We start from the raw sequence: 25,969 nt of genomic DNA, 5'->3' as shown, positions 1-25,969 counted from the left end.
CTTCCCAATAAAAAACAGCCCAAGACCACCGCTCGCAAGGATTTCGAGGGGCGCCGACAAACAGAAAACGGCCGCCACAAAGGGCAGCCACGGGGAGCGCAAAGGGCTATCACTGGAATCGAAAACGAGCCAGGCGCCATCTCCCCGATCAATACAATACAGTGAAGATGCGCGTTATGACTCGCAGGTCACGCTATTTTGCCGAATCGGTGCAGATCGGGTTATTCGACCAACGACCAGTCCAGCGGCGTGCCGCGCTTGATTGGCGAGCGCGCGCGGCGGCCGAGGACGGCTTCGGCGTGCTTGGGCGGCAAGCCGAGACCGGGGCGAATGGCGCGCAGATTGTCGCCGCTAAAGGTGTCACCGGCGGCCATGTCGGCAGTGACGTACAGCGAGCGGCGATAGACCAGCGACTTGCGTTCCGCCTCTGTGACGCCGTAATGCACCTGGCCCATGGCTTGCCAGGCACGCTCGGTTTCCACCACCAGGCTGGCCATTTCCGCCGGTTCCAGCGAGAAACTGGCATCGACGCCCCCCGCTGAACGGTCGAGGGTGAAGTGCTTCTCCACCACCGTAGCCCCCAGCGCCACCGCTGCCACCGACACGCCTACGCCCATCGAGTGGTCGGACAGCCCCACCTCGCAACCGAACAGTTCGCGCAGATGCGGGATCGTGCGCACGTTGCTGTTGAGCGGTGTCGCCGGGTAGGTGCTGGTGCATTTGAGCAAGACCAGATCCTTGCAGCCGGCTTCACGCGCGGCGCGCACGGTTTCATCCAGTTCAGCGATGCTGGCCATGCCCGTGGAGATGATCAGCGGTTTGCCGGTGGCGGCCACACGACGGATCAACGGCAAGTCAGTGTTTTCGAAACTGGCAATCTTGTAGGCCGGCACATCAAGGCTTTCAAGAAAGTCGACTGCGGTGTCATCGAACGGCGTCGAGAACGCGAGCAGCCCCAGCTCTTTGGCCCGGGCGAAAATCGGCGCGTGCCATTCCCACGGCGTATGGGCCTTTTCATACAAATCGTAGAGCGAAGTACCCGCCCACAGACTGTTCGGATCCTTGATGAAGAATTCGCCTTCAGCCAGATCCAGGGTCATGGTCTCGGCGGTGTAGGTTTGCAGCTTCAAGGCATGTGCCCCGGCCTTGGCCGCCGCGTCGACGATTTGCAGGGCCACGTCCAGCGACTGGTTATGGTTGCCGCTCATCTCGGCGATGATGAAGGGCGGCGCATCGGCACCGATCAAGCGGTTACCAATCTTGAAACTAGTCATCGGGGTGATCCTTCAAAACACGGGTGAACGTACAGGCACTCTGAGTGAATCCGGCGTCATGAAACACATTCAACGAGGCACGATTGCCCGGCAGTACCTGAGCGGTAATGGCGGTCACTTGCGGCCAGTGGCGGATGACGAACGCTTCGCCCCGCGTCAGCAGCGCCTTGCCCCAACCCAGGCCGAAACGTCCCTCAAGCAGATAGATCGATACTTCGGCAGCAAACCCGCGCAGGTCATAACGCAACACACCGACCGGGCCGTCATCGGCTTCGGCGATCAACAGTAAACGCTGCGGATTACGCAGACTGGCGGTCAGCCAGTTGACGTGCTGCGACCAGTCGATTTCAGCGCTCGCCAGCGACCAACGCCGCACCGGTTCGGCATTGCGGCCATCGAACAACAGCCGTGCATCCTCTAACGTGGCGGGACGGATGGCGAGCACTGCGCCGGCCAGAGCGGCAGCAACGCGCAGCGCTCCGCGTCCGTCGACCAGTTGCCGCGAGCGCTCGGCCAAGCCCTGTCGCAAATAATAATTGTCGGCGACGAAGCCGATGGCGTCGCGCAACTGCTCGACACTGACCTGCTCACGGGCGCCCATGAAAACATGTGCCCCCGTTACGGCCATGACTTCGCCGTTGGCCTGCTGGTTGTTCGACACGGCAATGCAAATTGTCGGCAAGCCCAACGCTGCGCGCTCCCAACTGGTGCCGCCACCGGCGCCGACAAACAGGTCGGCTTCGCTCATGCGCTGGTAGAAATCGCTGACAAAACTGTGCAGACGCCAGTTCGGCCGTGTCTCGGCCAATGCCTGCATCTGCGCCCACGCCGGATTATCGGCGCCAGCGACGAAGTCCACCTGCAGCTCGGTGAAATCCGCCAGGGCCAGCATCGCGTGGTGGGTTTGCATTGCGGCATCGAATCCGCCGAAGTTCACCAGTACCCGGCGCGCCTTGGGCTTGATCTCGATGGCAGGGCAGTTGAATTCTTCGCGCAACAGCGCATAACGCGGCCCGAGCAACGTGCGACAACCCTCGGGCAGCAACGGCGCATAGTTTTCACTGAGGCCGGAAAGATTCTGATTGAGCAACAAATCGACGCTGTAGCGCCGGGTGGCAAGATCATCCACCGCTGCAATTCGATGCGCCCAGCGCCGCGCTGCGGTTTGCCAGTGATGATCGAGGCCGTAGTGGTCGACGATGATCCAGTCAAACTCGGCCTGACCTTCAAGCTGCGAGCCCAGCGCATCAATGTCGGCCTGCCACGGCAGCATCGATTCGATGGCTTGCTGTGGGTCTTCATTGGCGTAGCGATCAGGCAGCGCGAACGTTTCGAAACCCTCGGCGCTCAATGCCTCCAGACGATGTCCCGGCAACCGTCGACAGGCGAAGGCGACATGACTGCCCTGCGCGCGCAGCACTCGCGCCAGCGGCAGACAGCGGGCGATGTGGCCGCTGCCGATGGTCGGCGAGGCGTCGGCGCGAATCAGCACTCTCATTGCAGTTCTCCGCCGGCCTTGAGCGCGGCGTAAAGGTACTCGGCGCGTTTCCAGTCTTCGGGGGTATCGATGTCCTGGACCAGATGCCGGGGCAGAATCACCGGCAGGCTGGCTGGGGAATAGAGCACCTCGCCGCGCAACCACGCCTCACGACGGCCCCAATAAAACTGACCGGCATCCTGAAAAGCTTTGGGCAGGTCCTGCGAGCGGGTGTTGCGGAACTCGGGATACAACGCGCGCAAGGCGCCCTGCTCGTCCAGCGTCAATGCCCGTTGCACCGGAAAGCCGAAATCGCAAACGGAGAACGCAAACGACTTGTCTGCATGCCGTTCCAGCAACTCCAGGCCTTCACGTAGATAACGTACCTGCAACAGCGGTGCCGTAGCGTAAATGCAGCAAGCGAAATCGAAGGATGGCAGTTGCTCCAGCGCATGCACGATAACCGCAGCAGTGCCGGTGAAATCATCGGCCAGCGCCGCCGGACGCATGAACGGCACCTGTGCACCGTGCGCTCGCGCCATCTCGGCCATCTCGGCATCGTCCGTGCTGACCACCACCAGGTCGAACAGGCCGGACTCGAGCGCGGTGCGGATCGAACGGACAATCATCGGCACGCCGTCGAACGGCACAAGGTTCTTGCGCGGGATGCGTTTGCTACCGCCACGGGCCGGGATGATTGCGACGTTGCTCAAGGGCGCTTTTCCAACAGGAACCAAGTGATGTCGTCCACAGGAAACTGCGGATCGCGGTGATAGACGAAACCATAATCCAGCAAGTGCAAATCGGCATAGCGATCGAGCATTTCACCGGCAAAGTCGCGCTTGAACAGCTTGCCGCTGTTGCCACGATAGGACACCTCCACCGGTGCCGGATTGTAATACTCGGCGATCAGGATGTAGCGCTGGCTCAACTCGTACAACTGCGCATAAGCGGTCGGCAACAGCTCCGGGGCCAAGTGAATCAGCACGCCTTTACTCAGTGTCAGGTCGTAGCGGCGCTCGCGCGGGAAATCGAACAGCGAGCCTTGCCAGATCTGCGCAATGTCCAACGCCCGAGCTTGAGCACAGGCGCTTTCATTGATCTCGACGCCGAACAGTTCACAACGCGGGAGCAGTTGATGCAACGCCTGCAAATTGTTGCCGGCATTGGTGCCCAGCTCAACCAGACTCTCGATACCTGCAGCCCGGCTCAGCGCTTTGGCAAACAACGCCAGGTTCGCCGCCACTAGCGGCTGACCGACATTGCGCGCGACGTACTGGTTGCCGAAGTCGCCCTGCCAGAACTTTTCCTGCTCACTCAAATGACGCATTGCAGATACTCATCCTTTGCCTCAGCGGCAATTATTCGGTCAGCCGACGCAATTGCTCGACCACGTAATCCTGCTGTGCATCGCTCAATAGCGGAAACAGCGGCAGGCTGATCGCCTCGGCGTAATAACGCTCGGCCTCGGGGAAATCGCCCTCGGCGAAGCCCAGGTCGCGATAGTACGGCTGCAGGTGCACAGGAATGTAGTGCAGATTCACGCCAACACCGGCAGCACGCAAGCCTTCAAACACTTGACGATGACTGAGGCCGATGCGGTCGGTCTGCAGCCGAATCACATACAGGTGCCAAGCCGATTCCGCCTCAGGCTGAGGGCTGGGCAACGTAACCGGCAGGTACGCCAGCAGGCGAGCGTAACGCGCGGCCAGCTCGCGGCGCCGGGCGATGAAGTCGTCGAGTTTGCTCAGTTGCGACAAACCCAGCGCGGCTTGCAGATCGGTGATGCGGTAATTGAAACCCAGCTCAATCTGCTGGTAGTACCACGGGCCGTGGCTCGGTTCGCTCATCTGCTGCGCATCGCGGGTCATGCCGTGGCTGCGCAGACGTTGCAAGCGCTCAGCCAGTTGCGGCCGATTGGTCAGCACCATGCCGCCCTCGGCGCTGGTGATGATTTTCACCGGATGAAAGCTGAACACCGTCATCGCTGCGAACTCACCGCAACCAACCGGCCGCCCGGCGTAGGAGGCACCGACCGCGTGAGACGCATCTTCGATCACGGTGAAGTTGTAGCGCTCAGCCAGTTCGGCAATCTTGCGCATGTCACAGCTCTGCCCGGAAAACGCCACCGCCACCAGCACCTTCGGCAAAGTGCCGTCCTGCTCGGCCTGATCGAGTTTCGCTTCGAGGGCGAACGCATCAAGGTTCCAGGTCAGCGGATCGATGTCGACGAAATCAACCTCGGCACCGCAATAACGTCCACAGTTGGCCGAGGCAAGAAAGGTGTTTGGTGTTGTCCACAACCGATCGCCCGGCCCCAGGCCTGCGGCCAGACAGGCAATGTGCAGCGCCGCCGTGGCGTTGCACACCGCGACGGCGAAGTCAGCCTGGCAACGCTCGGCCATTGCCTGCTCGAAACGCTCGATGCTCGGCCCTTGGGTCAGCCAGTCCGACTGCAGCACTTGGACGACGGCATCGATGTCTGCCTGATCGAGGCTCTGCCGACCGTAGGGAATCATGCCGAGAGCTTCGCGTGCAGATCAGCGATCTGCCCGACCGAAAGGAAATGCGGATTGGTGTCGGAGCGGTACTCGAAATCCTCGCTCACGGCACGCCCCTGCTCGCCGAGTTTGTCGACGGCAAAATCGACATCGACGCTGGTAAAGCGAATCGACGGCTGGATGGTGTAGTGATCTTCGAACTCGAGGGTCATCCGCGCATCGTCCAGCGGCACCATCAATTCATGGAGCTTCTCGCCGGGACGAATGCCGACGTTCTTGTGCGGCAGGTGTTCAGCCATGCCGCGCGCCAGATCGACAATGCGGATCGATGGAATCTTCGGCACAAACACTTCACCGCCGTGCATCCGCGCAAAGCTGTCGAGGACGAATTGCACGCCGTGGTCGAGGGTGATCCAGAACCGCGTCATGCGTTCGTCAGTGATCGGCAGTTCCTGTGCGCCATCGGCGATCAGTTTGCTGAAGAACGGCACCACCGAACCACGGGAACCGGCCACGTTGCCGTAGCGCACCACGGCAAAGCGGGTTTCCTGCTCGCCGGCAATATTGTTGGCGGCGACGAACAATTTGTCCGAAAGCAACTTGGTTGCGCCGTACAGATTGATCGGGCTGGCCGCCTTGTCGGTGGACAGCGCGACAACTTTTTTCACGCCGTTATCAATGGCGGCGGCGATGATGTTCTCCGCGCCGTTGACGTTGGTGCGGATGCATTCGGTCGGGTTGTATTCCGCCGCCGGCACTTGCTTCAACGCAGCGGCATGCACCACGTAGTCGATGCCGCGCATGGCCTGACGCAGACGGTCAGCGTCACGCACGTCACCAATGAAATAACGCATGCACGGCGCGTTGAACGTCTGCTGCATTTCGTACTGCTTCAACTCGTCACGGGAGAACACCACCACGCGCTTGGGCTGGTATTGCTCGAGCAGGCGCGTGATGAATTTGCGCCCGAACGAACCTGTGCCGCCGGAGATGAAAATCGATTTACCGTTGAACATATGCTGATTCCTGTCCGGCGCGCTTAAGCGAGCAACTGTGCCCAGTTGATCGAGGCATTTTCACCCAGGGTGAAACCTTTGCCGCTCAGCGCCAGGTTGGCGTTGTAAGCCGGATCCTGCGCGAAGACGGCGCTCCATTTTTCACGCAGTGCCGCCAGCGCTTCTGGCGCCTGCGGCAGCTCGCCGGTATGCAGCACCTGCACCAACGGCGTCCACACGGTGAGGTAGCCGGCCTGACTCGCCTTGAGGCACAGATCGACATCGGCATAACCCTCGACGAACGTCACTTCATCCAGCCCGCCAAGCGCGTTGAACAGCTCTTTGCGCACCATCAGGCAGACCTTCGACACGGCCGAGTAATTCTGCTCGACGGCCAAGCGATGCATGTAGCCGTCTGCTGCGTGACTTTCGCCGATGAAGGCCGAACCCACGCCGTCGTTCAGACCAAGAATCAAGCCGGCCTGGGCCACCTTGCCGTCACGGTCGACCAATTTCGCACCGACGATGCCCACTTCCGGACGCTGGGCGTGGTTGAGCAGCGAATCGATCCAGTTCGGGTTGACGACTTCACTGTCTGCGGCCAACAGCACCAGATACTCACCTTGAGCCTGCTCGCTGGCGGCGTTGTACAGCGCGACTTCGCTCAGCGGCTGATCGGCTCGCAACACATTGACTTTGGCGTGGCGCAGCGTGCCCAGCCAGTCGTTGACCGCTGCCGACTGATTGGCGTTTGCCGCCAGCAACACTTCATAACGACTGTAACGGGTTCTGAGCAACACGCCTTCCAGGCAGCGGCGCAGCACTGGCAGATCATCGATGACCGGCACAATGATCGATACCAGTGGCTGCTCGGTGTGGCGGTAATCGATTTGCCAGGTGCCCGGCGCCGTCGACGTAACCTTGGCCTTGTAGCCGCGATTGCCCAGATGACGCAGCAATGCCTGACGTTCGTGGGCGTTTTCTTCAAGCTCTGCCGCCTGAGTGATCAGCAACGGCTCGTCGAGATGCGCCAGACCGTCGAGGCCACCCTGCTCGATGATGCGCAACAGCAGGTCGAATTCCAGCGCTTTGCTGAAGTCAGCCTGATATCCGCCGGCTTCAAGCAACACTTCGCGGCGGATCAACCAATGGCGCGCCATCAGTGCCGGCACGCTTTGCAGCAGATCCAGGTTGAAACCCGGACGGAACACGTCAACCAGCGCGCCATTGTCCTTGCGCTGGATTTCATCGGTGGCCACCGCACGCACACCTTCGGCCGACATCAGTTCCAGACTGGCGCGCAACAGGCCGCTGGCGGTGAACTGGTCACCCGCCTCACCCAGCAGCAACCAATCGCTTGGCGACTGCTGAGCGCTCTGGTTGAGCTTGTCGACAAAGTTGCTTTGGGTGACACGAACAAAGTGCAGGGTGTTTTGTGCCGTCGTCGCCGCCGGTGCTTCGCCGGTGGTGAACACGACAATCCTGAACGCTTTGCAGTGACCTTCCAGCAGGCTGTCGAGCGACACCTGCAACTTGTCGATGTCGTTGTCCAGATCGAGCAGGAAAATGCCGAATTGCGGGCCACCGCCTTCAGTCGCCAGATGTTGGCCTATCGACTCAAGTTGTTCGATCGCCGGCGCGCGAGCCGCCAGCCACTGCAACAGGCGACCGGACTTCATTTTGCCGAAGACTGGCTGATGATCTTCGACCAGTAGCGCTTCGAGACGGGCGATCCACTCGCGCATGGCTTGCGCAGCGCTTTCGTCCCCGACGATGTCCAGTTGGGTCGCCAGACGTTTGACCACGGTCAGGTTGAACGCACTCAGATCATGGGCCTGCCATAACCGGTCAACCACACTTTCCGCCGTGTCGTTATTGCGCGCCTGCAACAGGTGCGCTTGACGGGCCCACACGCCTTCCAGCCCTTCCAGTTGCATGCGACCGGCCGGCAGGGTGTGCAACATGAATTCGAACTGCTCCAGACGCTCAAAGAATGCCTGGTTGTAGAACGGCATTTCAACGTACTGCAGCGGGCCAAAACGCCGATCCGGCGCCTTCAGTTCCTGGTTCCAGGTCGATTCGAAAATCAGCTCGGCAGTCAGCGCCCGCCCGGACTTCAGGCTGTCGGCCATTGCCTCGAAACTCTCCAGGGCAAAGGCCTTGGCCTGCCCGGCATCCAACCCTTCGATAGCGGTAGGCAGCGAGACGAGAAACTCGGCAAACGCCTCTCGTTCGGCGACCGATTTGGCGTCGACGTAGGTCAGCGAGTGATACACATCGGTATTGTGCTCGGAGACACCGTAATTGATCTCGCGCACCACGTACGGAATCGGCAGGATGCGGGCCTTGGCACTGGCCAGCAGGTAGTAGACGTGGCCGATTTCCTGCCACTGGAAATTGGTCCCCGGCGGCAACGCCGAGTGCCAGTTTTTCATCAGATCAGTACGGGTCACCGCGTAGAACGGCGGGATGTACTGGTTCATGTAATCGAGGACGCGCTCTTGCGCCCGCTCGGACGCATAGTCTTCCTGGACTTTCTTGTCGCGGCGGTAGTAGTTCACGCCATGGGCCAATGACAGGTACATCAGGCAATAGCCGTGGCACATCCCGTAATCAGGGTTGGCATGCAGGAAACCGACGGACTCTGCCAGCGAATCATGCAGGATGAAATCGTCGTCGGCCGCCAGCACCATGTATGGCGTGGTCAGTTTCTCCACGCCATACGCCAGTTTGGCCTGCATGCCCCAGTACGCGAACTGCGGCACATGGTGGTAATCGACGGCGTCAAAGTCGCCTTCAGGTCGTTCGAGTGTCGAATCGAGCACCATGATTCTGCAGGGCAAGCTGCTGTAATACTTCACCGCCCGGCGCAAAAACGCCGGTCGATTGTGAGTAATCAGGACGACGGTCAATAGCTCTTCGAGCGGTAGCGCCAGTTCAGAACTGTACTTGCCTTGCATAACTTCTCTCCACAACCGGCGACTCGCCGAAACAACGCTTGGTGATGTTGCGAATTAACGGACGCGACGCAGATAGCCGTCCGGCGCCACGGTGATCAACAGCTTGTTCTGCAACTGCTGGTCGATCTCGAAATCCTGGTTCTCTTCCAGGTATTTCCACACGGCGGTTTTCGGGTTGTCGCCCGGGCCCCACGGACGATCCGGGAAGAAATCGGCCGGCATGTCTTCAACCACGGTGTCCATGACCACGCAGTAGCTGTCGACCGACACCAGCGGTGCGTACAGACGCAGCTCTTCCAGTACGTGATCGTGGGTGTGGTTGGAGTCCAGAACCAGAATGACTTTCTTGCCTTTGGCCGCCGCCTGCACCTGGGCAGCAATGCCGGCGTCGATGCTCGAGCCTTCGATCATCTTGATGCGCTTGGCCATCGGGTGGCTTTCGATCGCTTCGCGGTTGTGCGGGCGAATGTCGAGGTCGATGCCCAGCACTTCGCCGTGGCCCTGCAACTCCAGCAACGAGGCGTAGTAGATAATCGAACCGCCGTGGGCGATGCCGCACTCGATGACCAGATCCGGTTTGACCTGCCAGATGATCTCCTGCATGGCCATCATGTCTTGTGGCAACTGGATGATCGGACGGCCCATCCACGAGAAGTGGTAGCTGTATTTGTGCTTGGCCGATTCGTTGAAGAAATCGCGGGCCAGGCCGGTCAGTTTCTGGTCATCACCCTGCTGGGCAATCTGTTCCCGGCACTCGGCTTCGAAGGCTTGGTTGATGCTGTTGTCGGTCATTTTAATAATCTCAAGGGTCACTGAAACGAAGCGCTGTCGACGGCGTGATAGACGTAGCGTCCACCGGTCATCCGCTTGATCTCTTCGAGGTAATTGGAATTCATCACAAACAGGTTGGCGCCCTCGGGCAGCGCGTCCATGGCCTCTTGCGGCGAGGACACCCGCGCGCCGCTCAACGGCAGATAACGCCCCTGCTTGGCCGGGTTGATATCCACCACACGATCCACCGCCACACCGGCACGTTGCAGGAACAGCGAATAGATCACGCCTTTGGACGAAGCGCCCCAGATCGCCGAACCCTGCTCGGGGGCGGACTGAATGATCTGCACGGCGCGATCGAGGCTGGCGGTGAAACCGTCAGGCAGGCTCAGGCGCGGCACCGGTTGGTCCGGAGTCAGGCGCAAGGTCGACAGGTCGGCGACGATGTACAGGTATTGGCCACCGAACAGGTGACCGGCCTCGTGCACGGTGCCGAACATCCGGCGCAGGTCATCGAGACGGAAATAATTGACGTGTTCGTAGAACAGATCGAACCAGGCTTTGTGCTCGAGGATCCAGTCAAAGCACGGCACTTCGATGTAGATCTGTCCGCCCTGATTGGCGTTGGCCATTTCAGCGAGGAAACTGACCGGATCCTGAATGTGCTCCAGCACATGGCGCAGGACGATGGCGTCCGCTGCCAGACCCAGGCCCCGAGTGAAAGGTGCCTTGATCACGTCGGCGTTTTCGCCTTCGTACGCCGGGTCGATGCCGGTGATCGAATAACCGAGGCCCTTGAGCAGCTCAAGGAAATAGCCTTTGCCACAGCCGACTTCGATCAACTCCTGGCCCTTGAAGTGCTTGGCGATGATGCCTTCGACGTCACTCAAGTGCTTCTGGAACTGGCCGGAATGCGCCTGCTCGTTCTGGTAATCGGCGTCGTAGCTGAGCTTGTCGGCGTCGAACGCCGCGTTGAAAATCAGACCGCTGCGCTCGTCCTGCACCAACAGCATGTCGGCACTGGCCGAGGCCTGCGCCGACGCGGGATCGGCAAAGGTGCGATTCTGCAGCACCGGCAGGTCGGTGACCCGGTACAACTCGTGCCTCATTGCGGCTCTCCCAATAACTGTTGCAAGCGCTCGGTCACCGCCCAGAACGCCAAGGGCTCGTGGGTCGGATATGGGTAGTGGCCGAGGTTCAGATTCAGTGTCGCGCCACGTTCGCGCAGGCGCTGTTCAACCAATGAACGCACCGACACCGGTTGGCCGCTGGCGCAATTGATCACGCCGTCGAAGTCGTGTCGTTGCAGGATCGCGGCGAGGTAACCGGCAGCGTTTTCAATCGGCAGAAAATCACGCAGTTGCTCACCGGCCGACATGTTGAACGACGGCTCACCGGTATCGATCGCCCGGTCCAGAGCCGCCAACAGGCTGTTGGGGTTCTGCCCTTCGCCATGCAGATAGAACAAGCGCGCCCACTGCAATGTGAACGGCAGTTCCTGCTGCAGGTTTTGCAAAAACAGGTGCAGCGTATGCTTGGCCAGACCGTAAGGGTTGCTCGGCTGTGGCGCGGAGCTTTCGCTGAGCGGACCGCTTTGCATGCCGTATTCGAAACAGGTGCCGGTGACCAGCACCTGCTGCACGCCCGCCTCGACCGCGCTTTTGATAAAGCGGTAATCGGCCATCAGGTTGTGCTCGAAATGAAACAGCGCCCGATAGTTCGGCAAACCCGGCCAGGCCAGATGCGCCAGTGCATCGATACCAGCGGTCAACGCAGCGACATCGAGATCGGCGGCGTGAATATCCGCGCGCACAAACTCGACGTCGTTGATCCACGGCATGCCTTGCGCGGTTTCTGCGTTGCGCGCCACCGCCCGGACGTCACAGCCACGGGCCAGCAACGCCGCAACCAGATGGCGGCCGACAAAACCGGTAGCGCCGGTAACAAGGACCTTCACAGCACTTTCAACTCGGGCACGGCGATCACAAAGCGGCCGTCCCACTGACGCACTTGCGCCAGTTGCTGACTGACTTCTTGCAGCAGGTTCCACGGCAGCACCAGCACGTAATCCGGTTGCTCGATAGCGATCTGCGCCGGCGCGACAATCGGAATGCGACTGCCCGGCAGGAATTTACCCTGCTTGTGCGGGTTGGCATCAGCCACCCAGGCGAGCAGGTCCGCTTTGACCCCGGCGTAGTTGAGCAAGGTGTTGCCCTTGGCCGCCGCGCCATAACCGACTACCCGCTTGCCGTCGGCCTTGGCCTGCAACAGAAAGCGCAGCAAGTCATGCTTGATGCGTTCTGCGGCGGGCGCGAGGCTGGCGTAGTACTCGGCGGTTTTTACCCCGGCCTCCAGCTCGGCCTGCAACTGTTGTTGCACCGCTGATTGAACCGCGCGGCGTTCACCGTCCTTGCGCTGGACGAACACCCGCAGCGATCCGCCATGGGTGCTCAGTTGGCTGACGTCGAAGACTTCCAGACCATTGCGCTCGCACAGGGACTGCACGGCGGTCAGCGACAGGTAGGAATAGTGTTCGTGATACAGCGTGTCGAACTGCGCGCCAGCCATCAGCGTCAGCAGTTGCGGGAATTCGAAGGTGGCGACGCCGGTCGGCTTGAGCAGCGTCGCGAAGCCACCGAGGAAATCGTTGATGTCCGGCACATGAGCGAGCACGTTGTTGGCCGCCATCAGGTCAGCGCCCCAACCCTCGCTTTTCAGCTGCATGGCAGTGTCGCGACCGAAGAACAGCTCACGGATCTCCAGGCCTTTTTCGCGTGCCGCTTGTGCAGTGCTGCGCGTCGGTTCAACGCCCAGGCAGGCAATGCCGCGAGCGGCGACGTATTGCAGCAGGTAACCGTCGTTGGCGGCGACTTCAACCACACGGCTGTCGGCGGTCAGGCCGAAACGCTCAACCATCTCGGCGACATAGCGCTCGGCATGGGCCAGCCAGGTGCTGGAGAACGAACTGAAATAGGCGTACTCGGCGTCGAACAGGCTATCAGCGCGGGTGTAATCCTCGGTCTGCACCAGCCAGCATTGCTGACACACTGCGACTTTCAGCGGCACCCATTGCTCGGCCTGCTCCAGGCGATCAGCGTGGACGTAGGCGTTGGACGGTGGCGAGGTGCCGAGGTCGATCAGCGGCAGGCTCAGCGGTGCGGCGCACCCACGGCAGTTCATAGACGCACTCCAGCAAAGTGTTGATCGAGCGCGGGATGGCTGGAATCACGCGCTGACAAATTATTGACAGGCAACGGCCAGGCAATCGCCAGCCGTGGATCATTCACCGACAGCCCGCCCTCGTGCTCCGGCGCATAATCGGCGCTGTGCAGATAAAGCAGTTCGGCGTCTTCGGTGAGGGTCTGGAAACCATGGGCGAAGCCAGCAGGAATCAACAGGCTGCGACCGTCACCGGCCTTGAGGTGCTCGGCGTGCCAGTGCAAAAAGGTTTCCGAGTCGGGACGCAGATCCACCGCCACGTCCCACACTTCACCGCGCAGGCAAGTGATCAGTTTGGCTTCCGGGGCATTGGCATTCTGATAATGCAGACCACGCACACTGCCCTTCTCACGGGTGCAGGAATGGTTGATCTGACGGATATGGAACTCACTGCCGAACGCACTCAGGCTGCCTTCGCAGAACAGCCGGGCAAAGTGTCCGCGCTGATCTTCGAAACGTTTGTGCTGGACGCTGAACAGTCCGGCCAGCGGCAATGCCTTCAGGGAGAATTCGCTCACAACGCGCCTCGGTACAGGTTCAGTTGGCCGAGAGTGACGTTGCGCATGTCATCGCCGTTCTGCCACGCCAAGTGCCAGTCGAGGGTCTGGGTCAGGCAGGCCTGCAAGGTCCAGCGCGGTTGCCAGCCCAGCAGTTGCCGCGCGCGGCTGCTGTCCAGACGCAGCAGGCCGGCCTCGTGCAGTTCGCTTTTTTCGATGCGCAAACCGCACGCCTGCGGCCAGCGGCTGGCGAGCAATTCGACCACTTCGCCAACACTGCACATGTCCGCTTCACCCGGGCCGAAGTTCCACGCCCCGGCGTATTCCGGGCCTTGTTCGTAGAGACCGGCGGCCAGTTGCAGATAACCGGCCAGTGGCTCCAGCGCGTGCTGCCACGGGCGCACGGCTTGCGGATAACGCAGGGTCACCGGTTCGTCGGCGCTCCATGCTTTGAGCACGTCGGGAATCAGGCGCTCAGGGGCAAAATCGCCGCCGCCCAGGACGTTGCCAGCGCGCGCGGTGGCCAGGGCCAGACCGTGCTCGGCGTATTTGTCCGCCGGGAAAAACGACGCGGCATACGACTGTGCGAGCAATTCACAGCAGGCCTTGCTGCTGCTGTAAGGATCGTGGCCACCAAGGGCTTCGTCTTCGCGGTATGGCCACAGCCATTCCTTGTTGGCGTAGACCTTGTCGGTGGTCACCAGTACGCAGGCGCGCACGCAACCGACCTGACGAATCGCTTCGAGCAGGTTCAGCGTGCCCATGACGTTACTGGAGTACGTGCCGAGCGGATCGCGATAGCCTTCGCGCACCAATGGCTGAGCAGCCAGGTGCAGAACGATCTCAGGCTCGGTGTCGGCGATGATTTCCAGCAAGGCACCGAGGTCCCGCAGATCACCGCGCTGATCGTTGATGCCCTCATGCACCCGCGCCAGTTCAAACAGGCTCGGCTCGGTCGACGGATCCAGGGCAAAGCCGCTGACTTGCGCGCCGAGGCTTTGCAGCCACAGGGTCAGCCAGCTGCCTTTGAAACCGGTATGCCCGGTAACGAGGACGCGTTTACCGCGCCAGAAATCCGCACTCAGGCCCATTGCTTCCATGGGGCCTCCCCGCTCTGCCACAACGCTTCGAGATGGTTTTTGTCGCGCAGGGTGTCCATCGGGTGCCAGAAACCTTCGTGCTCGAAGGCTTTCAACTGTTCGTCCGCGGCCAGACGCGCCAGCGGCTCGGCTTCCCAGGTGGTGGCGTCATCGGCGATGTACGGCAGCACTTTCGGCGAGAGCACGAAAAAGCCACCGTTGATCCAGCCACCGTCACCGCGAGGTTTTTCGGTGAAGCCCAGCACTTGATCGCCCTGACGCTCAAGCGCGCCGTAGCGGCCCGGCGGTTGCACGGCAGTGACGGTCGCCAGACGGCCGTGGGCTTTGTGGAAATCCACGAGTTGAGCAATGTTGATATCGGAAACGCCGTCGCCGTAGGTGAAGCAGAACGCCTCTTCATCCTTGAGGTAACGGCCGGCACGCAGCAGACGCCCACCGGTCATGGTTTCCTCACCGGTGTCGATGAGCGTGACGCTCCACGGCTCGCTGTAATTCTGGTGCACGTCCATGCGGTTTTCACGCATGTTGAAGGTGACGTCAGAGGTGTGCAGGAAGTAGTTGGCGAAGAAGTCCTTGATCGCATAGCCCTTGTAGCCGAGGCAGATCACGAAGTCGTGAATTCCATGGGCGGAATACTGCTTCATGATGTGCCAGAGAATTGGCTTGCCGCCGATCTCGATCATTGGCTTGGGCTTGAGGTGCGACTCTTCACTGATGCGCGTGCCGAGGCCACCCGCCAAAATAACTGCCTTCATCGTCTCCCCTCTTGTTCTTCACCGGGCTGCGCATGGCTTTGTTGAGCGCTGCGGGCCGTCTGGCTAAACCTTTTGCCGCTCCGGGCGCCGCTGGAGTGACCGCGAGCGCTCGTTTTATGGCGATTTACAGGGGACTTGCAGGAAACGCGCCAGCTCCACAAGCCCCTAACCCTCTCCCAAAGGGAGAGGGTTAGGGTGAGGCGTTTGGGAGAGCTACGCCGACGTGAAAGACCGGGTCGAACTCAGGTTTTGAAAAGCCCGAAATCGACTCCCTCTGGAACAAGCGGAAAACCCACCACAAATCCAAAGCCGAACAGACGTCGGAAGGCTGAGCGGAGGGATTGATCCGGGGGTGGGAGCGTAGCGACCGTTTGGCGAAGCCAAACACAGCAAGAGGAGGTGCAGCGAAGCAAACCGTAGGCGATGCCCCCCCGGATCGATCCCGGAGCGAAGGAACCCCGAGCCCCAGCGAGCGGGCCGCACGTAGGAGCAAGCCTTTTTGGTTACTCTTCGCTGGGCCGGCATTCCGGCGCCTGGAAAAAGTGACCCGCCGTAAGGGCAGACCCTAACCAGCAACCCCCGCAGCAACGGATATACCCCCAAAACCCCAAGAGCATGGTCGGCCCAAAGGCCGCCAAGCCCCGCTCGATCAATCCGCCAGCCAGCCGTATTCCCAGTAGCGCAAGTTATCGCCGCGCAACACGTAATCGCGCAGCACCACCTCACGCAATTCATCGCCCATGCGATAACTGGCATCCGGATCCGCCAGGTGCATACGGATCGCTTGCAGCCATTCATCCGTGGAGTTGGTCTTGATCCGCGTGCACGGCAAGTAACCGCGATAGGCCTCGGTGTCGGTGCAGATCACCGGGTAACCGCAGGCGCCGTATTCCAGCAGCCGCAAGTTGCTCTTGCAGTCGTTGAAGATATGGAATTCCAGCGGCGCCAGTGCCAGATCGAGGTTGAGACTGGCCAGTTTTGCCGGGTACACGTCCAGACCGATGACACCGTGGAACTCATGCATGTAGGGACGCAAATCATCCGGGCACATGCCGAAAAACACCCAGTCGACTTCATTGGCCAGTTCACGAACGACCTCGGCGATTACCGCCAGATCACCGTGGTGACTGGTGCCGCCACCCCAGCCGACCCGCGGTTTCTTCGAGGTCCGGCGCTGACTGCGCAGGTGGCCCCACAAATCCTTCGCCAACATGTTGGGGACGACACGAATGTCGTGGTGCATGTCCGAGAGCACATTAGCCAGTGGTGCGGTGGATACGACCGCACGATCACACAGCCCGATCGCGCGGCGCACCATACGCTCCATGTCCTGCTTGCTCGGCATGTTGCGTATGTGCGCGTTGCGGTGGGGAACGTCGATGACATAGTCGTCGAGTTCGAAGATGCGCCGAGCGTTGAAGTATTTCTTCAGCGGTGGAATTTCATCGATGGCGTGCTCCGAGTAGCGCCCTTGCAGAACAATCACATCGGGCGATTGACGCTCGATGTCGATGATCGACGGCAAGCCGTAGCAAATGCGCCCTTCTGCCCGATTGGCCGCTTCCAGCTCGATCATCGGCTGGCTCATGCGGTAATGGCCGATGGCCGAAGCGTTGATCGGCACCACCAGCAGATTGGGCAACTGCGCCTTGGAGAATGCACTCCACCCCGTGCGCAGTCCCGGCTCCAGACTGAAGTTGGTGGCGCCCACGCCCTGCAACGTCAGGTTGACGTTGTAGGCCGGGTCACGCGCCACCAGCGGCAGCCAGCGCTGGTAAAACGTCTCCCGCTCCTCGGTGTGCAGCGCTTCCTCCTCCGGCGTCGCCATCGCACTTGGCCGCGCACCCACAGCCAGGATCGCATTGGGGTTCAACACCACCAGATAACCGTCGCGGCCAACGCGCAGACACAGGTCCACGACATTGAGCGTTTGTTTCAGGTCCTGCTCGTCCAGCCCGCCGGCGGCTGCGAACACCGACTTGCGAATCATCAGGCAATCACCGCCGACGGCACTCAGGTCATGCACCGCCTGCAGGCGATGCATGTACCCTTCCGACTGCATCGGCTGGCCATAGAACGGCAACCCGACCGGCCCGTTCAAGCCAAGAATCAGGCCGGCGTGCAGCACGCCGCCGTCCGGATTGAACAGCTTGGCGCCGACCACACCGACCTCAGGGCGTTGCGCATGATTGAGCAGTTCGTCGAGCCAGTCGTTCCGGGTGATCACCGCAAAGGCGTTGAGCATCAACACATACTCACCGCGCGCCTGGCTGACGGCATAGTTGTGCACCGCTGCCGCGTTACCCTTTTGCGGGTAGCTCAGCACGCGAATCCGCTCGCTGCCCAGTTGCGCCATACCGTCCAGCCAAGCCAACGCTTCAGCGCTTTCGCTGCCGTTATCGACCAAGAGCAATTCGTACTCGGTGTAGTCGGTCTTTTCCAGCAATGTCTCGACGCAGCGTTGCAAGGCAGCCGTCTGGTCCTGCGTGACAATGACCACCGACACCAATGGGCGCCGGGCATGGTGATAGTCGACACGATTGAGCAGCCCGCCGTTACGGTCGCGAATGTCGTGAGCAATGCCAAGGCGGTGCAGATGCGCTTCGAGGATTCGCGGACTTTGCTGCGCAACGCCAGGATCAGTGAGCCATTGCGAGAGATCGAATTTCGACTCCAGCAACACTTCAGCAATGTGCCCGACCACTTGCAGGCCATCGCTTTCAACCATGCGCCAAAGCACATCGTGGGGTGCGAGTTCGGCGAACGTCGAGGTAAAACCACCAAGCGCCAGGAACCGTTCGCGCTGGAACGCCAGCGCACGCCCGACGTAAGGGTAGCTGCGCATGAGGTCGAGGTTGAAATCCGGCTTGAACGCAGGCTCGGCCGACTCACCATCGCGCAGACTGCCTTCGTCGCTGTACAGGCATGTCAATGAGCTTGCGTGCGCAATGCGATCGGCCATCACCAACAATGCTGGCGCCACCGGGCAGTCACCTGGCTGCAACAGATAAAACCAGTCGGCGCCTTCCAGTTGCGGCAGCAGAGCGTTGATCTGCTCCAGGCCGTCACCCTGCAACGGCATGTGGAACACCCGATCGTCCAGCTTCGCTTCGCTGCAAGCCGTGGACAGCACCAGAACCAGCTCCGGCGGGTAATCCTGAGCGGCGAGCGCCTCAAGGGTGCGCTTCAGGCCATCGCGACTGCCTTGGGCATCAATGATGATCGGCACGATGCGCGGTCGGTACGGCCAGCCAGCGAGGGTTTCCGGCAGCCATTGGCGCTGCGCCTCGGTCAACACCCGAACCGCCAGCCATTGTGCATAGAGTTCGCCAAAACTGAAGCTGTCGACTCCGACCCCCAGCTCCTGACGGCTCTGCTTGGTGCCGAGGGTACGGCTCAACGGCAGCTCCTGCCAGACCCGAGGCGACTCATCGGCCTTGGTCAACGGCACATAACGAACCCAGCCCGGCGCCGGTGCCGACTCGCCGCTGCGGACCTTGAGCATTTGCGAGATCCACTCGCGCTCGATCTCGGCCGCGTCTTTCATCGGTTGCTGCGCGCTCAGACGCTCGGGGTAGAGACGCTCAGCACTCAGCACGTTGTTGGAGACCACCAGATTGCCGCGCCGCAGCAGACAGACGTACAAGGCAAAATCCAGCGTCGCAACGAAGCAGGCCCCCTCCTCGGTCAAGGCTGGCAAAAGCTCCACAACATCGCTACGGCGAAACAGCGCACTACTGAATCCACCCAGTACGTTGACCGGGAATTTTTCAAAGATGCTCAGTACATCGTCGCCTTTGAGCAAGCCACTGGCCGGCGACAATGAGCTGTTTTCCAGACGTGCGGGCAGGATGATGTCGTTGGCATCCCACAACAACCGTTGCGCTACCACCAGACTGACTTCGTCACGCCGCAGTTCGTGGGCTTGCTGTTCGATACAGGCCGAATACAGCAGGTCATCATCACACAGGAATTTGATGAACTCGCCCCGGGCTTGCTCAAGGCAGGCCTTCAGGTTACCGACCAGCCCCAGCGTTCGAGGGTTGCGCACGTAACGCACGGCAAAGCCGGTCTGCTCCGTCACCCGCGTAACGATGTCTTCAATCTCGTCGCCACGACTGTCATCGCACACAATGATTTCAAGATTGGCGTAATTCTGGCTGACAGCGCTGTTCAGCGTCCGCTCGAAGAAGCGCGGATTGAAGGCGGGAATGACAAGACTGACAAGAGGGAGTGAATTCACGGCGGGCTCACAGGCGGTGCGAGCCCGCTCGGAAAAGCGAGCCCTTGATACCGCTAAAAAACATGACTGAGTGGCAGGGTTAACGGGCGCTTACGCGCCCGTTGAGGATCAGATCTTGTTGAACAGACCCAACTGGCTGATCTTGCTGAACGCAAGCTGCGAAGCTTGCAGCATGGTCTGCTGCAGGGTCAGTCGCGTCATCACTTCAGCCGGATCCGAATCGCGAATGGAACCTTGCGTGGTGGTATTCGCGGTGCTCAGACTGTCATTGGTGGTGGCTTGCATTTCCAGCGCCTGACCACGGGCACCAATCTCGGTCACCGCAGCGCCGATTTGATTGTTGGCCGCGTCGATGTTGCCGAGGCCCGCCTCCATGGCGCCCTGGAATTTCTGCTTGGCCACCGGATCACCATCGATCGGTGTATTCAGAGCAGTAATCATCTGACCGAGGGTGTCGAGCACGTTCTGGGTCTGGTGATCGTTTGGGCGGATCGAGAACTGATCACCCGCTGCCGGTGCGCTGCCCAGAGCAAAGGTCACGCCTGCCGCCGTGGCGTTGCTACCGGTCACGGTGCCCGAGGACACCGGCTTGCTGTCCGCAGTCACCGGCGCAGCATACAGATCGAATGCGGTGGCGCTGGTGAACTTGAGAACGGCGCCGCCCTGCGGGAATGCCGCAGTGTACGCCGCCTGGTCAGTGATGCTCGAACCGGTAATCACGGCGGTCGACGGGTTACCCGGACTGCGCGTGGTAGTGAACGAGTCAGGCGCGGTGGACAACTGGAAGCTGTGCCCGGCAATGACCGCGTCCGGGTTGGTATCACCAGCCTTCAGGTTGATGTTCAGCTTCATGTCGACGCCACGGAAGCTGACCGTCTGGTTGGCACCGCTGCTGTTGCTGACCAAACCGTTCTGGCTCGCCTCAGCCGTCACGTCGTTGCCAAGGGCATCGGTGATTTTCAGCTGGGTGCTGCTGAGGAAGCTGACGGTATACGGCTGGCCAGCGGTGAACTTGGAGTTGTAAGTGGCTACGGTACCGATCGTGCCGTTGGACAGTACGACGCGACCGTCATCCACTGCCGGTGCGGTCATGGCGACGTTGGTACGCGCGGTATTGATGGTCTGCTGGAAAGCAGCCCAACCGGTGGTGTTGGTGCCGATCGTCATGCCATCGCCGATGCCCAGATTGATCGTGGTCTGGTCACCGTTGTAGCTGTAGGTGCCGTCGGCATTCTGCGAATACGGCGCGGTGTCGGTCTTCGAACCAGAGAACAGGTAGTTGCCGCTGGCATCCTTGGCGTTCATCAGACCCAGCACTTGTTGCTGGATCTGGCCCATTTCCGAAGCGTAAGCCTGGCGGTCCTTGTCGGTGGCCGTGCCATTGTTGGCGGCCAGGGCGAGTTCCTTGGCGCGGGCCAACGCGGTGGTGATCGAATCCAGCGTGGATTCCTGCACGGTCAATGCACTTTTGGTGCTGTCGACGTTGGTCTTGTACTGATCGAGCATCGCGGCCTGCTGGCCCAGTTGCAGCAAGCGCCCGGCACCGATCGGATCATCGGCGGCGGTATTGATGCGCTGCAGGCTGCTCGCCTCGCTGGCGGTGGCGACGGCCTTGTTGAAGTTACGCTGATAGTCCGACGCTTGCGTGCCGTAATACTGGGCGGTGGAAATGCGCATGAATTACGACTCCTTAAAGGCTGTTGATCAGCGTGGCGAAAGTTTCCTGCGCAGCTTTGATGATCTGCGAAGACGCTGTGTAGTACTGCTGATATTTGACCAGGTTGCCGGTTTCTTCATCCAGGTTGACCCCGGACAGCGAATCGCGCGCGCCTTTGGCGTTATCCAGGATCGCCGAGGTGGCGGCGCTGTCGGACTTGCCTTGGGCGGTTTTGGTACCGACGTTGGTCACCAGCTTGTTGTAGGCGTCAGTCAGGCTGATGCCCTTGCTCGCCGAACCGGTATCGACGGTCTGCGCCGTTTGCAGGGCGACCAGCGATTGCGCGTTGCGATTGTCCGAAGACGCCGCACCGGTGAGATTCATGGTGAAGGTTTCGCCGGACTTCGGCGTGCCGCCAACGGTGGTCTGTACGGAGAATGTCTTCTGCACGTTCGGCGTAACACTGGTGTCCATCACCGGGTTGCCGCTGGCATCGACGATGCCGACTTTCAGGTCCAGCGTGTTCGATTGACCGGGAACGATAGTGCCGCTGCTGATGAGGCCGCCCTTGGCATCCACAAAGGTGTAGGACTGGCTGCCCCCGGTGACCGCACCAAACACCAGCTTGACCGGCGTCGAATTCTTCAGCGCCGCCTGCATGTCAGCCTGGGCAGTCGGATTGTAGATATCGATTTTGCTGTTGAGCGTCGGCTGGGTGAAAGTGCCCAGACCGTTGGCGCTCGCGACACCGGTCAACGGACCGGCCGCAGCGATTTTCTTCGGATCGGTGAGCACTGTCTGGATGCTCGCCGCCGCGTTGCGGGTCGGCGTGACTTTGAAGCTGTCACCGGCGCTCAACGCACCACCCTTGAGCGCGAGGGTGAAACCGTCGATCACTGGAGGTGGATTGGTCGTCGTGCTGAAAGCACCCAGATCGGTGCCGTCGGAGCGCTTGACGGTGTAGTCAGTGGCGCTGGTGAACGTCACCTGATAATCGCTGGTGGTCAGCTTGCCGGTGTCCTTGATGGTGACATCGAGGTTACCCGAACCGGTGCTGTTGCCCGACTGCGCGATGCTGCGCGAACTGATCAGCGCGGCACTGTTGATGTTGTTGAAAATCGCCGCGCCGAAGTCACCGTTCTTGTCGATGCCCTGGGCTTGCTGGCTGTTGACCTGATCAGCGATCACCAGCGCCACGCGGCCCAGCTCGTTGAGCGACGGGTCGAGGACTTCTTTGCGGTAAGTCAGCAGGCCGCCGATTTCACCGCCGGTCATCGCCGAGGTGATGTCGATGGTGCTCGAACCGCGATCCATCTGGATGGCCATGCGCGACGGATCGTCTTTGCTCGCGACCATGCTCAGCGTGTTGGTGGTGTTGCCGATCACCAGCGGCTGGCCGCTGCCGATGTAGACGTCGAAACTGGTGCCGCGCTCGACGATTTGTGCACCCGTCAGTTCAGAGAGCTGGCGCACGGCTTCGTTGCGGCTGTCGAGCAGATCGTTCGGCGCACCGCCACTGGTGGAGATCTCGCCGATTTTCTGGTTCAGGTTGGCAATCGAAGTGGCCAGTTTGTTCACCTGGGCCGTCATGTCGCCAAGGCTGCCGTTGATGGTGGTGTTCTGGTCGTTGAGCTGTTTGGCGATGGTATTGAAGCGACTGGTCAGCGCCTGCGCACCGGTCAGCACCGATTGGCGGGAGGTGTCATCGGTCGCCGACGTCGAAACGCCCTGCATCGTAGTGAAGAACTTCTGCAGCACACCGGTCAGGCCGGTGTTGGTGTCCGACAGCATCGAGTCCAGCGGTGTGGCCTGCGCCAGGTAAGCAGCCGATTCGCTGTCGAGCGAAGTAGCGGTGTGCAGTTGGCTTTCCAGGTACGAGTTATACACCCGGCGCACGTCGGCCAGGGTCGTGCCCGTACCGATGAACACGGTGCCGAACTGCTGCGAGGATTTGGTGCCCTGCACGGTTTGCTGACGTGAATAACCGGCGGTGTCGACGTTGGCAATGTTGTTGCCTGTCGTAGCCAAAGAGGACTGGCTGGCCGACAGTCCCGACATCCCGATATTGAGCAAACTCATGGTTCAGACCTTATACCTTGTGCCTTATAAAGGCGTGGTGGATACACCCGCCGCAGCGTAGTTTTGGAAACTGTTCATCTGCTTGGCAATCTGCGAAATCTTGCTTGCGTAGTTCGGGTCGGTGGCGTAACCGGCCTTCTGCAACTCGCGTACAAACTGTTCTGGGTTATCGGCAGACTTCAGCACATCTTGATAGCGATTATTGCTCTGCAGCAAAGTCACCAGATCGTGGAAGCTGTCCTTGTACGAGGCGTAGGAACGGAACTCGGCCGTCTCCTTGACCATCTCGCCATTGCGAAACTCGCTGGTGATCGCCCGGGCCGAATCGCCCTTCCAGTTGCTGCTCGCCTTGATGCCGAACAGGTTGTGGCTGCTACTGCCATCCTGCGCACGCATGACCGACTTGCCCCAACCGGTTTCCAGCGCCGCCTGTGCCACCAGATAACGCGGATCGACGCCGATGCGGTCGGCCGCTTCCTTGGCCATCGGCAGCATGGTGTTGACGAATTCGTCGGCAGAACTGAAGGCTTTCTTCGCCGGCGCCAACGGGATCTGCGCCATGGCGCGACCGTAAATCTGCATCTGCCCGCCGGAGGCTTTTTCGCCCTCGGCGCGTGCCAGCCAGTCGCCGTTGTACAGCGGGCCGGCGCCAGTGGTGGCCGCGGTAGTCGCGCGTTGCGGCAATTGCGTGGCCACTGCCGGCGTAGCCGATGGCACCAGGCCTGCGAGCAAACGATCGGCCAGTTTCGGTGGCAGAGCCAGACGACGCTGATTGATCAGTTCCATGTCATTGCGATGAGCCAGTTGCGTGTTCGGCGCGCTCACCGAACGCGAAGCCCACAACGGACGCTCGCCATTGAGGCGCGACAACGGGCCGTTGGTAGCAACAGTGCCAGCGGCAACCGGTGTGACCACGGCCGCAGCTTTCGCCTTGGCCTCTTCCTGCTTGGCGGCGGACGCGGCCGCAGCCTCACCCGGCGCCAGCGGTTTGTTCTTCGACATCTGCCGCATCAGCACGTCGGCCAGACCGATACCACCGCCCTCGCGGGACATGGAAACGGCCAGTTGCTGGTCGTACATTTCCTGATACTGCTTGGCCGCTGGCGTGTTGAGCGGATTGTCCTGGCCCAGCGCTTCAGTGGCCGAGCGCATCGACTTGAGCATTTCGCCAAGGAACAGCGATTCGAACTCCTGCGCCACTTTGCGCATGTTCGCATCGCTGTTCTTGTCGCCGACCTTGAGTTGGTTCAGACGATTGAGGTCCGAGTAGGAACCCGAATCGCTGCTGCTGACCATACCGCTCTTGCGCATATCCATGATGGTCGGCCTCAGATCACGATCAGGTCGGCTTGCAACGCGCCGGCCTGCTTCAGTGCTTCAAGGATGGCCATCAAGTCACCCGGTGCCGCGCCGACCTGGTTCACCGCACGGACGATTTCGTCGAGGGTGGTGCCAGGGCCGAACTTGAACATCGGTTTGGCTTCCTGCTCGGCATTCATCCGCGAGCGCGGCACAACAGCGGTCTGGCCGTTGGACAGCGGGCCGGGCTGGCTGACAATCGGGTCTTCGGTGATGGTCACGGTCAGGCTGCCGTGGGTCACGGCGGCTGGCGACACTTTCACGTTCTGGCCGATGACGATGGTGCCGGTACGCGAGTTGATAATGACTTTCGCCACCGCCTGACCCGGGTCGACTTCGAGGTTTTCCAGGATCGACAGGTAGTCGACGCGCTGGCTCGGATCGAGCGGCGCAGTGACACGGATCGAACCGCCGTCGATAGCTTGCGCAACGCCAGGGCCGAGCATGTCGTTGATCTTGTCGACGATACGTTTGGCCGTGGTGAAGTCGGAACGGTTGAGGTTCAGCGTCAGGCTGTTGCCCTGGTTGAAACCGCTCGGCACCGAACGTTCCACCGAGGCACCGCCCGGGATACGGCCGGCCGACGGAACGTTGACGGTGATCTTCGATCCGTCACGGCCTTCGGCGTCGAAACCGCCGACGACAAGGTTGCCCTGAGCTACCGCGTAGACATTGCCGTCGATACCCTTGAGCGGGGTCAGCAACAAGGTGCCGCCGCGCAGGCTCTTGGAGTTACCGATCGAGGACACGGTAATGTCGACCTGCTGACCCGGTTTGGCGAACGCCGGCAAGTCGGCACTGATCGATACCGCCGCGACGTTTTTCAACTGCACGTTGCCCGATCCCGGCGGCACCTTGATGCCGAACTGCGAGAGCATGTTGTTGAAGGTCTGCAGGGTGAACGGGGTTTGCGTCGTCTGGTCGCCGGTGCCGTTAAGCCCGACCACCAGGCCGTAACCGATCAACTGGTTGGAGCGCACGCCGGAAATGCTGGCGATGTCTTTCAACCGCTCGGCGTGGGCACCAAAAGCGGCGGACATCAGGGTCGCCGCCAGCATGAAGCTTTTCAGATTCAACGTAGC

General features: G+C 60.8%; 19 protein-coding genes. All 19 read right to left on the bottom strand.

What is annotated here, in order from left to right:
• Positions 1-221: 221 nt before the first annotated feature.
• Positions 222-1,274, bottom strand: a complete 1,053-nt coding sequence (gene pseI / locus H8F23_RS27215; protein WP_194936420.1) for a pseudaminic acid synthase — start codon at positions 1,272-1,274, stop codon at positions 222-224.
• Entirely contained in the window at positions 1,267-2,772 is a 1,506-nt protein-coding gene (pseG, locus tag H8F23_RS27210; protein ID WP_194936419.1) for a UDP-2,4-diacetamido-2,4,6-trideoxy-beta-L-altropyranose hydrolase, read from the bottom strand. Before pseG ends, pseI begins: the two co-directional genes overlap by 8 nt.
• Positions 2,769-3,464, bottom strand: a complete 696-nt coding sequence (pseF, locus tag H8F23_RS27205) for a pseudaminic acid cytidylyltransferase (RefSeq protein ID WP_194936418.1) — start codon at positions 3,462-3,464, stop codon at positions 2,769-2,771. Before pseF ends, pseG begins: the two co-directional genes overlap by 4 nt.
• Positions 3,461-4,081, bottom strand: a complete 621-nt coding sequence (locus H8F23_RS27200; protein ID WP_194936417.1) for a pseudaminic acid biosynthesis-associated methylase — start codon at positions 4,079-4,081, stop codon at positions 3,461-3,463. The genes pseF and H8F23_RS27200 overlap by 4 nt, the downstream gene beginning before the upstream one ends.
• 31 nt (positions 4,082-4,112) lie before the next feature.
• Entirely contained in the window at positions 4,113-5,270 is a 1,158-nt protein-coding gene (pseC, locus tag H8F23_RS27195) for a UDP-4-amino-4,6-dideoxy-N-acetyl-beta-L-altrosamine transaminase (RefSeq protein WP_194936416.1), read from the bottom strand.
• Positions 5,267-6,268 (bottom strand): UDP-N-acetylglucosamine 4,6-dehydratase (inverting), encoded by a 1,002-nt coding sequence (gene pseB, locus H8F23_RS27190; protein WP_194936415.1) that lies wholly within the window; start codon positions 6,266-6,268, stop codon positions 5,267-5,269. The genes pseC and pseB overlap by 4 nt, the downstream gene beginning before the upstream one ends.
• Before the next feature lie 23 nt (positions 6,269-6,291).
• Positions 6,292-9,207, bottom strand: a complete 2,916-nt coding sequence (locus H8F23_RS27185; protein WP_194936414.1) for a TIGR00180 family glycosyltransferase — start codon at positions 9,205-9,207, stop codon at positions 6,292-6,294.
• Between the two features lie 54 nt (positions 9,208-9,261).
• Positions 9,262-9,999: a cephalosporin hydroxylase family protein gene (locus H8F23_RS27180; protein ID WP_093439633.1), complete on the bottom strand. Its 738-nt coding sequence runs from the start codon at positions 9,997-9,999 to the stop codon at positions 9,262-9,264.
• A 17-nt stretch (positions 10,000-10,016) separates the two neighbouring features.
• Entirely contained in the window at positions 10,017-11,087 is a 1,071-nt protein-coding gene (locus H8F23_RS27175) for a class I SAM-dependent methyltransferase (RefSeq protein WP_093439628.1), read from the bottom strand.
• Complete coding sequence (locus H8F23_RS27170) at positions 11,084-11,935, bottom strand: NAD-dependent epimerase/dehydratase family protein (RefSeq protein ID WP_194936413.1); 852 nt, start codon at positions 11,933-11,935, stop codon at positions 11,084-11,086. Before H8F23_RS27170 ends, H8F23_RS27175 begins: the two co-directional genes overlap by 4 nt.
• Positions 11,932-13,158, bottom strand: a complete 1,227-nt coding sequence (locus H8F23_RS27165) for a class I SAM-dependent methyltransferase (RefSeq protein ID WP_194936412.1) — start codon at positions 13,156-13,158, stop codon at positions 11,932-11,934. Before H8F23_RS27165 ends, H8F23_RS27170 begins: the two co-directional genes overlap by 4 nt.
• Positions 13,155-13,715, bottom strand: coding sequence for a dTDP-4-dehydrorhamnose 3,5-epimerase family protein (locus H8F23_RS27160; protein ID WP_093439614.1), 561 nt, complete (start codon positions 13,713-13,715; stop codon positions 13,155-13,157). The genes H8F23_RS27165 and H8F23_RS27160 overlap by 4 nt, the downstream gene beginning before the upstream one ends.
• On the bottom strand, positions 13,712-14,794 hold the full coding sequence (gene rfbG / locus H8F23_RS27155) for a CDP-glucose 4,6-dehydratase (RefSeq protein WP_194936411.1): 1,083 nt from the start codon (positions 14,792-14,794) through the stop codon (positions 13,712-13,714). The genes H8F23_RS27160 and rfbG overlap by 4 nt, the downstream gene beginning before the upstream one ends.
• On the bottom strand, positions 14,776-15,549 hold the full coding sequence (rfbF, locus tag H8F23_RS27150; RefSeq protein ID WP_186624419.1) for a glucose-1-phosphate cytidylyltransferase: 774 nt from the start codon (positions 15,547-15,549) through the stop codon (positions 14,776-14,778). The genes rfbG and rfbF overlap by 19 nt, the downstream gene beginning before the upstream one ends.
• A 649-nt stretch (positions 15,550-16,198) precedes the next feature.
• Complete coding sequence (locus H8F23_RS27145; protein WP_194936410.1) at positions 16,199-19,792, bottom strand: glycosyltransferase; 3,594 nt, start codon at positions 19,790-19,792, stop codon at positions 16,199-16,201.
• Positions 19,793-19,900: 108 nt separating this feature from the next.
• The gene (locus H8F23_RS27140; RefSeq protein WP_194936409.1) at positions 19,901-21,469 is read right to left on the bottom strand and encodes a flagellar hook-associated protein 3; all 1,569 of its coding nucleotides are present in this window, start codon (positions 21,467-21,469) and stop codon (positions 19,901-19,903) included.
• 13 nt (positions 21,470-21,482) lie between these two features.
• A complete protein-coding gene (flgK, locus tag H8F23_RS27135) occupies positions 21,483-23,528 on the bottom strand; it encodes a flagellar hook-associated protein FlgK (protein ID WP_194936408.1) in 2,046 nt (681 codons plus the stop codon).
• A 24-nt stretch (positions 23,529-23,552) separates the two neighbouring features.
• Positions 23,553-24,845 carry a flagellar assembly peptidoglycan hydrolase FlgJ gene (gene flgJ, locus H8F23_RS27130; protein WP_194936407.1) on the bottom strand — a complete coding sequence of 431 codons (1,293 nt, stop codon included), beginning with the start codon at positions 24,843-24,845 and terminating at the stop codon, positions 23,553-23,555.
• 11 nt (positions 24,846-24,856) lie between these two features.
• Positions 24,857-25,945, bottom strand: coding sequence for a flagellar basal body P-ring protein FlgI (locus H8F23_RS27125; protein WP_228759399.1), 1,089 nt, complete (start codon positions 25,943-25,945; stop codon positions 24,857-24,859).
• Positions 25,946-25,969 lie beyond the last annotated feature (24 nt).

The organism is Pseudomonas neuropathica (assembly GCF_015461835.1).
In the GTDB taxonomy this organism is placed as follows: domain Bacteria; phylum Pseudomonadota; class Gammaproteobacteria; order Pseudomonadales; family Pseudomonadaceae; genus Aquipseudomonas; species Aquipseudomonas neuropathica.
This window is presented reverse-complemented; position numbering and strand designations above follow the sequence as displayed.